Raw genomic sequence first — 11,010 nt, forward strand, 5'->3', positions numbered from 1 at the left:
AAGCTTGAAGTTAGTACTGTTACGAAGGCGAGGTTAGCGGGAGCGTGCCCCGATTACAGACCTATACTGCATCAGAGCGCAACGTTACAAAGAATACAGTTCTTCACGCTAAAAGGCGAGCTCTGTGAGAGCCCGCCTTAGCTTTAGACCTGCAACTGCATGAAACTATAACTTATTCTGCAGTCCTATATTTCTTTTCTATTAGATTAAGAGGTAAGAATAATCGTTGTAAACGGTATCTACCAGTTCAGCCAGACGATAGAAGAGCTTTGTATTCTTATCGCCTACCTTGTAGTTCATCTTCTCGCCGCCTACGCGAACAATGGCATTTCCATCATTGTCAACGAATGCAAATCCGTCGTTGGTGGAGTCTTCCATTTCCTCGGCTCTGTGGAAGAGGGTGAACTTCTCCTTGTAAGGAGCAGAATCGTATGGGCAGAAGGTTTCACAGTTACCGCACTCGTTACACATATAATCCACGTGGATAATCTGGTGCATCTCTACGCCGGGAACCTTGATGGCGAAGTTTGCACGGTTAGGACATACATCGCAGCAGTTCTCACAGATGTGGTCGCAGGCAAGACAACGCTTGTCAGGATTTAATCCCTTCTCAGGTTCTACAAGATTACCCTTCTTAGCATAGATCTTCTCGTCTGTGGTTAAGGATGGACGATCTGTACCGATGGTCTTGTTTAAGATTGCTTCGCAAGCAAGTTTCGCATCAGCAATAGCCTTTACGATTACGGAAGCGCCGAAAGCACCGTCTCCTGCAGCGTAAACGCCGGCTACGGAAGTCTCATTGCTTTCCTTCTTTAATACAGGAAGTCCCTTGTCGGTAACAGCAATACCGTTCTTCTCATAGAAAGAACCGTCTACCTTCTCACCGATGGAAGCGATTACGGTATCACAAGGAATCTCAACCACTTCGTCGCTTTCCTTAACGGAACGTCTTCCGGAAGCATCCACATCGGAGAGTACCATGCGGTGGCAAAGTAACTTACCGTTCTCGTGGGTAAATGGAGCAAGGAGCTCCTGGAAGTTTACACCTTCTTCGATAGCCTCTTCCAATTCTTCCTGATCCGCAGGCATGTAGCGCTTTGTTCTTCTGTAAACCAGATAAACATTTTCTACTCCTGCATTTCTCTTCGCAGCTCTTGCAACGTCCATAGCGGTGTTTCCTGCACCTACTACAACAACGTTCTTTCCTAAGTTTACCTTGCCGTCCTGTGCCTTGAAGTCAGCCAGGAAGTGAAGGGCATTGTAAGCCTCTCCCTTTTCCAGAACAAGTGGAGCTTCCTTGTGGGCACCGATAGCAACGACTACAGCGTCAAAGTTATTTTCCTTACGGAAAGCGTCAATATCGCTAACTTCCTGTCCAAGGTGGAACTGAGCACCGTACTGCTTCGCTAAGTTTACGTCCTTCTGAATTTCTTCAGCAGGGATACGGAATCCGGGGATAACGTTGGCTACTACACCGCCGGCTACAGCGTCCTTATCGTAAACATGAACTTCTACGCCTGCTCTTGCCAAGAAGAAAGCGGCAGAGATACCTGCAGGACCTGCTCCGATAACACCAACCTTCTTCTGCACAGAACCTTCCTGCTTTAATCCGGGAAGAAAGGCATCATATCCGCCTCTTGCAGCGATTAACTTGTTGGTACGAATCTGTACGTCTGTCTCATAGTGATTTCTGGTACAAGCAGACTGACAGGTATGAGTACAGATATTTCCGGTCATGAAGGGAAGCGGGTTCTTATCTAAGATAACCTCTAAAGCTTCCTGGAACTTGCCTTCATTTACCAGGCGGCCGTAGCTGGTGATATCCTGGTGGATTGGGCAACGGTCACGACAGGGCATGGTATAGCAATCAACCAAAGGAACCTTCTTATCGGACTTTCTGTTGGGAAGAGGCTTAACAGGCTTTACTAAGTGCTTATCGCTCTTAGCGTCTGCAATCATCTTCTCCACTAAGGAAAGCTCAACCTTTTCCCAAGGCTTTGCAAGGTTCTTCTCTAAAAGCTCAGCCATCTGAATGAAACGAAGGTATCCACCGGTCTTTAAGAGGGTGGTTGCCATGGTTACAGGCCAAATGCCGGCTTCCACGATACGCTCAATGTTGAAGTAATCCGCACCGCCGGAGAAGGAGATACGAAGGCTTCCGTTAAAGTCTCTGGTCAGCATCTTCGCTACAGACATGGAAAGAGCGAAGAGGGACTTTCCGGACATGTACATTTCCTGAGAAGGAAGCTCGTTGTTCTTCACATCTACAGGGAAGGTGTTGGTAATCTTTACACCGAAGGCTAAGTTCAAGCTCTTTGCCAATTCCTGCAAACGCTTTAACATAGGTACTGCATCGCTGTACTGTAAGTCATCCTTGAAGTGGAAGTCCGTGAAAGCGATGTAGTCGTAGCCCATCTCGTCTAAGATTGCACGAGCGGTTTCATATCCTAAGAGAGTGGGGTTACACTTTACGAAGGTATGCAAATGCTTTTCCTGAATCAGGTAAGAAGCAATCGCCTCAATCTCGGAAGGAGGACAGCCGTGAAGGGTGGAAACGGTAACGCTGTTGATGATTTCGGACTGAATAGCCTCAACATCTTCCTTGGTCACCTTTTGGAAACGGTCAAGGTTAGCCAAAAGCCATGCCTTACACTCCTTAAAGATTTCGGTATCCTTAGCGTCCTTCATCTCGTTGATGAAGCGGTCTACCTTGGGAAGCTTGATTCCTTCCAGATCATATCCTACGGAAATGTTGAACTGGAAAGCGTCCGGATCACCTAAATCGTACTCCTTCGCCATAACCTTACAAGCGAACCAGCCCTTTACATACTCTGCAAAAGCCTGTGGTACTTCCAACTCTGTGGACCACTCACAGTTGTAACACTCGTCCTCTGCTGTGATACAGGGCTTTGCTACACAAGCTGCCAGCTCTCTACCGTCCATCTTCTGTACGGTCTTTAACTCGAAGAAACGAGCTCCGCCGTAGTAAGAAGCTACGATGTTCTGAGCAAGCTGGGTGTTAGGTCCTGCAGCGGGTCCAATCTGTCCTTCCAATTTTCTGCCAAAAAGAGTGTTTGGCTGAAGGTTTTTTGCCTGGTAGCATTTCTGCATACCAAAAACAGCTCCCTGTTGATGCTCTACCAAAATACGGTTCATCAATCTGTCAAAGGGAATCGGGGTCATAATATCACTCATGGAAATCTCCTTTTCGGGTAAACAGCCCTCCTGTTTAAGATCCTGCGTCTTCTCCTGATTTACAGGAGGGCTTTTCCCTGATGGGGTATTCTTGCCTGACCAAGAATGGCCCATTAATGTTGCGAACAAAGTTTCCAGAACGAAAAGGGTTCTCAGCTACCCTTTTCTTCTATAGAAATACTTTGCTTTTTGTAAAATTCCGTTTTAACCGTTAATTTTCTTCTCTAAACGAGCTGCACCCTCGCGAATCTTGGCAAGGCATCTCTCTTCGTCGATTCCCTGAAGCTCTCTGTTCTTCATCAGAACCTTACCATTTCCGACAGTGGTTACTACGGAACGACCGTTCATACCGAAGAGCATGTGGCCGTTTAAGTTGCCGGCGTTCATCGGTGTTGGCGGGATATAGTCGGTGATGATGATATCCGCAGCTGCACCCTTCTCTAATACGCCCAGCTTCTTTTCAAAATAACGGTTAGCGATACGAGCATTGCCCTGGAAAAGCATTTCCGGAACCTCTGCCCAAGCGGCACCCGGGTCTACCAAATGATGCTTATGGAGAATATTAGCCACCTTCCAGGATTCTATCATATCATGGGTGTATCCGTCTGTACCTAATCCTGTAAGAATTCCTTTATGTACAATCTCCATGGTGGGAGGACATCCGCAGGCATTACCCATGTTGGATTCCGGGTTGTGTACTACCATGGTATTGGTATCGCGAATCAAATCCATCTCGTGAGGATTTACATAGATGCAGTGGGCAAGGAGAGTCTTCTCCCCCAATACATCCCAGTCATAGAGTCTGTCTACGATTCTCTTGCCGTGCTCCTTTAAGCAACGGTGAAGGTCTAAGATGTCCTCCGCCACGTGGATGTGGTATCCGATCTCCTTCGGCTTCTCCTTACGGCAAAGCTCCATGGTCTCATCGGAGATGGTAAAGCTTGCATGCATACCCATCATTCCCTTAATGAAGTCGTCCTTCAGGGAAAGAGCGTGCTTTGCGAAGTCAACATTTTCCTTAATAGCGGCATGTGCCTTTTCCTTACCGTCACGATCAGAAATCTCATAGCAAAGAACGGAACGTACGCCGAAGTCTCTGGCAGCCTCTTCGATGGCGAAAAGGGATCCGGAAATCTCTCCGAAGGAAGCGTGGTGATCGAAGATGGTAGTTACTCCGTTCTTGATACACTCTAAATAGGTAGCTTCTGCGGAAAGTTTGGTTAAGTCGTTGTCCAGATTCCGGTCAATAGTCCACCAAAGTCCGTCCAGAATCTCTAAGAATCCGTTAGGAGCATAACCCTTGATGGATAAGCCTCTTGCCAAAGCAGAGTAGATGTGCTCATGGGTATTGATAAAAGCCGGGTGAATCACACCACCCTTTGCATCAATAAATTCCGCGTCTGCGTATTTTTTCTTTAATGTCTCAAAATCTCCTACTTCTACAATAGTGTTGTCTGTCCAAACTACTGCGCCATTCTCGAAAAAGCTGTTCTTTTCGTCTCTGGTGAAAAGACGTCCATTTCCGATTAAAAACATAGCTCAATCCTCCTTTTCTTTCTAAGAGCCCTTGGCTCAGTGCGAAAAATTGTATACAGTTTTTCCTGAAAAAATCGCTGTAAAGCCTTGAAAATTCTAGGGAAAAACAGATTTGATAGGATTTTATCATTCCCTTAAAACAAATGCAATGGAGAACAGAAAAAAATTTTGGAAGCTAAAAAATTTTTTGAAAAAACCATTGCAAAGTAAAAAAACCGTGCTAAGATAGGGGTACATAAAAAATTTTTAGGTAGCGCATTTCGATGGATTTTGAAAGCACCAATTCAGGTAGAAAGGAGGGAAAATGGTAGAGGATAGCAGCTTGGAAATGCTTGTCAGTACGGCCCATGGAATAGCCAGACAGTTCGGAAAGGATTGCGAGGTTTGTATCCATGACCTTTCCGTAAAGGATTTGGAACATACCATCATTTTCATCATCAACGGACATGTGAGCGGAAGAAAGATAGGGGACGGCGCCTCAAAGGTGGTACTGGAAACCCTGGAAGCGATAGAAAAGGGAGACATCATTGTGGATCATCTGGGCTATCGCACCACTACCCAGGACGGAAGAATCTTAAAGTCCTCTACGGTTTTCCTGAAGGACAGCACCGGAAAATACCGCTGGGTTCTGGGCATCAACTATGATGTAACCGCACTGATGAATGTGGATGCGGCATTGCAGTCCATTACCACGGTGGAGAGCCATGACAGTAACGGGGACGGACAGATTCCTTTGAACGTGAATGACCTTTTGGACAACCTGATTAATCAAAGTGTGAAGCGGATTGGAAAGCCGCCGGCTCTGATGAATAAGGAAGAAAAAATCCAAGCCATCCAGTTCTTACGGGATGCGGGAGCCTTCCTGATTACCAAGTCAGGGGACAAGGTTTCCAATTTCTACGGCATCAGCAAATTTACTTTATACAGCTATATTGACCAAAGCAAAAAGTAACAGTATAGTGGCGAAAAAAAGGAGGAATAGCCATGCAGGATTTAAAATGGAAAATTAATGAAATGCCAAAGACAGAGGACAAGAATCTTCCTCTTATGTCTATGGAAGAAGTAAAGAAGGCAAGAACCTTCCACGAGAGCTTCCCTCAGTACTCTGAGACCCCTCTTTGCAAGCTTCCCAATATGGCAAAATATCTTGGACTGGGAAACATCTATGTAAAGGATGAGTCTTACCGTTTCGGCTTAAATGCCTTCAAGGTATTAGGCGGTTCCTACGCTATCGCTCGTTACATTGCCGAAGAAACAGGAAAGGACATTTCCGAGCTTCCCTACAATGTTTTAACCTCCGAGAAGTTAAAGGAAGAGTTCGGAACAGCAACCTTCTTCTCCGCTACCGACGGAAACCACGGAAGAGGAGTAGCCTGGGCGGCTAATAAGTTAAGACAGAACTGTGTAATCATCATGCCGAAGGGCTCTACAGAGACCCGTTTGAACCACATCAAGGCTGAGAATGCCAAGGCATGGATTTCCGATGTGAACTATGACGAGTGTGTAAGACAGGCTGCAGCTCTTGCCGAGAAGGAAGAGCACGGAATCGTAGTACAGGATACCGCTTGGGAAGGCTATGAGAAGATTCCTGCTTGGATTATGGAAGGTTATGGAACCATGGCGGATGAGGCTGCCGACCAGCTGGGAGAAAGACCTACCCACGTATTCGTACAGGCCGGCGTAGGTTCCTTGGCAGGTGCAGTTGTAGGATACTTCGCTAACCGTTATAAGGAGAACCCTCCTATTATGGTTGTGGTTGAGGCTTCCGTTGCAGATTGTCTTTACAAGGGCGCTGTGGCAAATGACGGAAACATCCGCATTGTAGACGGAGACATGATTACCATTATGGCAGGACTTGCTTGCGGAGAGCCAAACATCACTTCTTGGGATATCTTAAAGAATCATGCAAAGGCATTTATCTCTGCTGAGGATATCGTTGCTGCAAGAGGAATGAGAATGTTGAACGCTCCGTTAAAGGGAGACGATCAGGTATTCTCCGGAGAGTCCGGTGCAGCAGGCTTCGGTGCATTGGCTGCCATCATGTTGCAGGATGACTTCAAGGATTTAAGAGAGAAGTTACAGCTTAACGAGAACAGTAAGGTGCTTTGCTTCAACACCGAGGGAGATACCGACCCTGAGCGTTGGAAGAACATCATCTGGGAAGCAAAAGAGAAGTAAGATAGAACTTCATTTTCAAAAAGACAAATTGTGCAACACCCTGGATAACAGGCTTATATATAACTAAGGAGGATATTAGTATGGGACAGTTAAATAAGGAAGTTTTGGAAGAGATTAAGAAGAGAGCGGAAGGCTATAAGGCTGACATGAGTGCTTTCTTGAGAGCAATCGTAAAGAACCCCGGAGAGTCCGCTGACGAGGCAAAGCACGTTGAGACCATCAAGAACGAGATGGAGAAAGTTGGCTTTGATGAGGTTAAGGTTGACCCACAGGGTAACGTAATGGGATTCATGGGATCCGGAAAGACCCTGATCTGCTTCGACGGACACATCGATACCGTAGGAATCGGAAACAGATCAAACTGGACATTTGATCCATATGACGGATACGAGGATGACACCAAGATCGGTGGAAGAGGTGTTTCCGACCAGCTTGGCGGAACCGTTTCTGCAGTATACGCTGCTAAGATCATGAAGGACATGGGACTTCTGAACGATAAGTACCGCGTTATGGTAGTAGGAACTGTACAGGAAGAGGACTGTGACGGTCTTTGCTGGCAGTACATCATCAACGAAGATAAGATTCGTCCTGAGTTCGTTGTATCTTCCGAGCCTACTGACGGTGGATTATACAGAGGACAGAGAGGACGTATGGAGATCCGCATTGACGTGAAGGGTGTTTCCTGCCACGGTTCCGCTCCTGAAAGAGGAGACAATGCAATCTACAAGATGGCTGACATCCTTTCCGATGTTCGTGCATTAAACAACAACGGAGATGCAGAGTCTACTTCTATCCGCGGATTGGTTAAGATGTTAAATCCGAAGTACAATGATCAGTGGAAAGAGGCTCGTTTCTTAGGAAGAGGAACTGTTACCGCTTCCGAGATCTTCTTCACATCTCCTTCTCGTTGTGCAGTAGCTGATAGCTGCGCTGTATCTTTGGATAGAAGAATGACTGCCGGAGAGACTTGGGAGTCTTGCCTTGAGGAAATCAGACAGCTTCCTGCAGTAAAGAAGTACGGCGAGGATGTAGTAGTTTCTATGTACAACTATGATCGTCCTTCCTTCACAGGATGTGTATACCCAATCGAGTGCTACTTCCCAACATGGGTACTTCCTGAGGATCACAAGTTATGTAAGGCTTCCGTTGCTGCTTACAAGGATCTTTTCGGTGAGAAGAGAATCGGTGAAGTAGATACAGTGGCTGAGAGAGAGCCAAGACCTCTTCTTGACAAGTGGACCTTCTCTACAAACGGTGTTTCCATCATGGGAAGAAACGGTATCCCTGTAATCGGATTCGGACCCGGAGCTGAGGCTCAGGCTCACGCACCTAACGAGATCACATGGAAGAAGGACCTTGTAACCTGTGCGGCATTCTACGCAGCACTTCCACAGTACTACTGTGACTAAGCTTTAGAGTCTAAAGTGTAAATCAGGTACTATACTTTTCGGTCATGCCGGAGTAGAGGGTACAAAATAAGAATAAAGATTAAGCCATGGGGCTTTATCGGATAAACACATTTTTAAAGGAGATTAAAATGGATAAGAAGCAGCAGTTTGAAGAGTTAGTAAAGGAAATTAAGGGACTTAAGACTGACAAGATGTACTTAAACGATTTCTTCCTTACATGGGAAAAGTCTGATGATGAGTTGAAGGCAGTATGGGATGTAGCAGATGCTCTCAGAAACTTAAGAGAGAGAAACATCTCCACTAAGGTTTTTGATTCCGGCTTAGGAATTTCTTTATTCCGTGATAATTCCACCAGAACTCGTTTCTCCTTCGCTTCCGCTTGTAACCTTCTTGGATTAGAGGTTCAGGACTTGGATGAAGGAAAGTCTCAGGTTGCTCACGGTGAGACCGTTCGTGAGACCGCTAACATGATTTCTTTCATGGCTGATGTTATCGGTATCCGTGATGATATGTACATCGGTAAGGGAAATGCTTACATGCACGAGGTTGCTGATTCTGTTGAGGCAGGACACAAGGACGGCGTTTTAGAGCAGAGACCTACTCTGGTTAACTTACAGTGTGATATCGACCACCCGACACAGTGCATGGCTGACGCTTTACACGTAATCCACGAGATGGGCGGAATCGAGAACTTAAAGGGTAAGAAGCTGGCTATGACTTGGGCATACTCTCCTTCTTACGGAAAGCCACTTTCCGTACCTCAGGGTGTAATCGGTCTTTTCACAAGACTTGGAATGGAAGTAGTTCTTGCTCATCCGGAAGGATATGATGTAATGAAGGACGTTGTTGACGTAGCAGAGAAGAATGCTAAGGAGTCCGGCGGATCTTTCAAGGTTACCAACGATATGAAGGAAGCATTCCAGGGTGCTGACATCGTATATCCAAAGTCTTGGGCTCCATTCGCAGCTATGGAGAAGAGAACCAACCTTTACGGTGAGGGTGACACAGAGGGCATCAAGGCTCTTGAGAAGGAGCTTCTTGCACAGAACGCTCAACACAAGGATTGGGCTTGTACAGAAGAGATGATGAAGCTGACCAAGGACGGAAAGGCTCTTTACATGCACTGCTTACCTGCTGATATCACCGGCGTATCCTGCAAGGAAGGTGAGGTTGACGCAACTGTATTCGATCGTTACAGAGACCCACTTTACAAGGAGGCTTCTTACAAGCCATACGTTATCGCAGCTATGATCCTTCTTGAGAAGTTCAAGGATCCTGCAAAGGTATTAGAGGAGTTACAGAAGCGCGGACAGGATAGAATCTTCGAAGCATAATTTGTGCGGACAGGATAAAATCTGAAGCATAATTCATGCAGACAGATAGAACCTTTAAAGCAAAACGAGATATCGCACACTACGCGTGCGATACTCGTTAAGAATAAACGCTTAGAGGGAGAATGATATAGCGTCCCGATTTATTCGGGGCGCTATTCTTCCCTTAAAAAGGATTTGCAAAGCCTATTTTTCCTGTTTCAGGAGTAAAAATTTTTATTGGAGAATAAATATGGGAAAGAAAATTGTTATCGCCTTAGGGGGAAATGCCCTGGGAAATAATTTGCCGGAGCAGATGGTAGCCGTAAAGACCACCGCAAAGGCTATCGTTGATCTTGTAGAAGACGGAAATGAAGTAGTAGTTGTTCACGGAAACGGTCCTCAGGTTGGTGTTATCAACAATGCTATGGGAGAGTTTGCTTCCGAGCATAATGAAGATCCGACTCCTCTTTCCGTATGTGTAGCCATGAGCCAGGCGTACATCGGTTATGATATCCAGAATGCCTTGAGAGAGGAATTCTTGAACAGAGGAGGAAAGGTACCTCCAGTAGTAACCGTAGTAACTCAGGTTCGTGTAGATAAGGATGACCCTGCTTTCCAGAATCCAACCAAGCCAATCGGTCGTTTCATGACCAAGGAAGAGGCTGAGGCTGAGGCACAGAAGAGAGGCTGGAACATTAAGGAAGATGCAGGACGTGGATACCGTCGTGTAGTTGCTTCTCCTAAGCCAAAGGAGATTGTAGAGCTTTCCGCTATTAAGGCTATGTCCGATGCGGGAGAGCTGGTAATCTGCTGCGGTGGTGGCGGAGTTCCCGTGGTTTCTGAAGGAAAGCACCTTGCCGGAGCCGCTGCGGTTATCGATAAGGACTTCGCGGCAGCCCTTTTGGCAGAGAGTTTGGAAGCAGATATGCTGATTATCTTGACTGCTGTAGAGAAGGTTGCTATCCGTTACGGTAAGCCGGATCAGGAGTGGTTAACAGACCTTTCCGTAGAAGAGGCTCAGAAGTATGCAGACCAGGGCGAGTTCGCTCCCGGATCCATGCTTCCAAAGGTACAGGCTGCTATCCAGTTCGCTTCCGCTAAGAAGGGAAATGAAGCTATGATTACCCTTTTGGAGAAGGCAAGAGAAGCATTACAGGGTAAGACAGGAACCAAGATTACCAAGAAGTAAGAAGTAGCTTTTCTTCGAAAGTCTACATTTACTGACAGTTAGGGAACTGTAAAGAATCAATATATTTTTTCTAAACAATATAGGTCTGAAACGGGGCACGCTCTCGCTAGCTTCGCCTGACTGAGCAGTGGTTTCTGTTAACCACTGCTCACTTTGCTTCGCAAAGCAAATTCCTTCGGAAGTTGGTCTG

7 protein-coding genes are annotated in these 11,010 nt (G+C 46.2%); 5 read left to right on the forward strand and 2 right to left on the reverse strand.

Translation table 11 applies throughout. The annotated features are described in order from the left end of the window. Positions 1–201: 201 nt before the first annotated feature. Together ygfK and ssnA are read right to left on the reverse strand one after the other, a co-directional pair. Positions 202–3,195 carry a putative selenate reductase subunit YgfK gene (ygfK, locus tag RDQ32_RS09750; protein ID WP_308580290.1) on the reverse strand — a complete coding sequence of 998 codons (2,994 nt, stop codon included), beginning with the start codon at positions 3,193–3,195 and terminating at the stop codon, positions 202–204. A 204-nt stretch (positions 3,196–3,399) separates the two neighbouring features. After that, the gene (ssnA, locus tag RDQ32_RS09755) at positions 3,400–4,731 is read right to left on the reverse strand and encodes a putative aminohydrolase SsnA (protein ID WP_007157768.1); all 1,332 of its coding nucleotides are present in this window, start codon (positions 4,729–4,731) and stop codon (positions 3,400–3,402) included. A gap of 304 nt (positions 4,732–5,035) precedes the next feature. On the opposite strand from ssnA, the gene RDQ32_RS09760 reads away from it, so the two are divergent. The 5 genes from RDQ32_RS09760 to arcC all read left to right on the forward strand — a co-directional run bounded on the left by RDQ32_RS09760 (position 5,036) and on the right by arcC (position 10,820). Further along, positions 5,036–5,683 (forward strand): helix-turn-helix transcriptional regulator, encoded by a 648-nt coding sequence (locus tag RDQ32_RS09760; RefSeq protein WP_308580291.1) that lies wholly within the window; start codon positions 5,036–5,038, stop codon positions 5,681–5,683. 32 nt (positions 5,684–5,715) lie between these two features. Next, entirely contained in the window at positions 5,716–6,909 is a 1,194-nt protein-coding gene (gene dpaL / locus RDQ32_RS09765) for a diaminopropionate ammonia-lyase (RefSeq protein WP_304070480.1), read from the forward strand. 80 nt (positions 6,910–6,989) lie between these two features. After that, a complete protein-coding gene (locus tag RDQ32_RS09770; protein WP_308580292.1) occupies positions 6,990–8,318 on the forward strand; it encodes a YgeY family selenium metabolism-linked hydrolase in 1,329 nt (442 codons plus the stop codon). A 128-nt stretch (positions 8,319–8,446) separates the two neighbouring features. Beyond that, entirely contained in the window at positions 8,447–9,652 is a 1,206-nt protein-coding gene (gene ygeW, locus RDQ32_RS09775; RefSeq protein ID WP_040649311.1) for a knotted carbamoyltransferase YgeW, read from the forward strand. Between the two features lie 229 nt (positions 9,653–9,881). Further along, entirely contained in the window at positions 9,882–10,820 is a 939-nt protein-coding gene (gene arcC, locus RDQ32_RS09780; RefSeq protein ID WP_308580293.1) for a carbamate kinase, read from the forward strand. The last annotated feature ends 190 nt before the right edge of the window (positions 10,821–11,010 follow it).

This window comes from uncultured Oribacterium sp. (genome assembly GCF_902481605.1).
GTDB classification, from domain to species: domain Bacteria; phylum Bacillota; class Clostridia; order Lachnospirales; family Lachnospiraceae; genus Oribacterium; species Oribacterium sinus.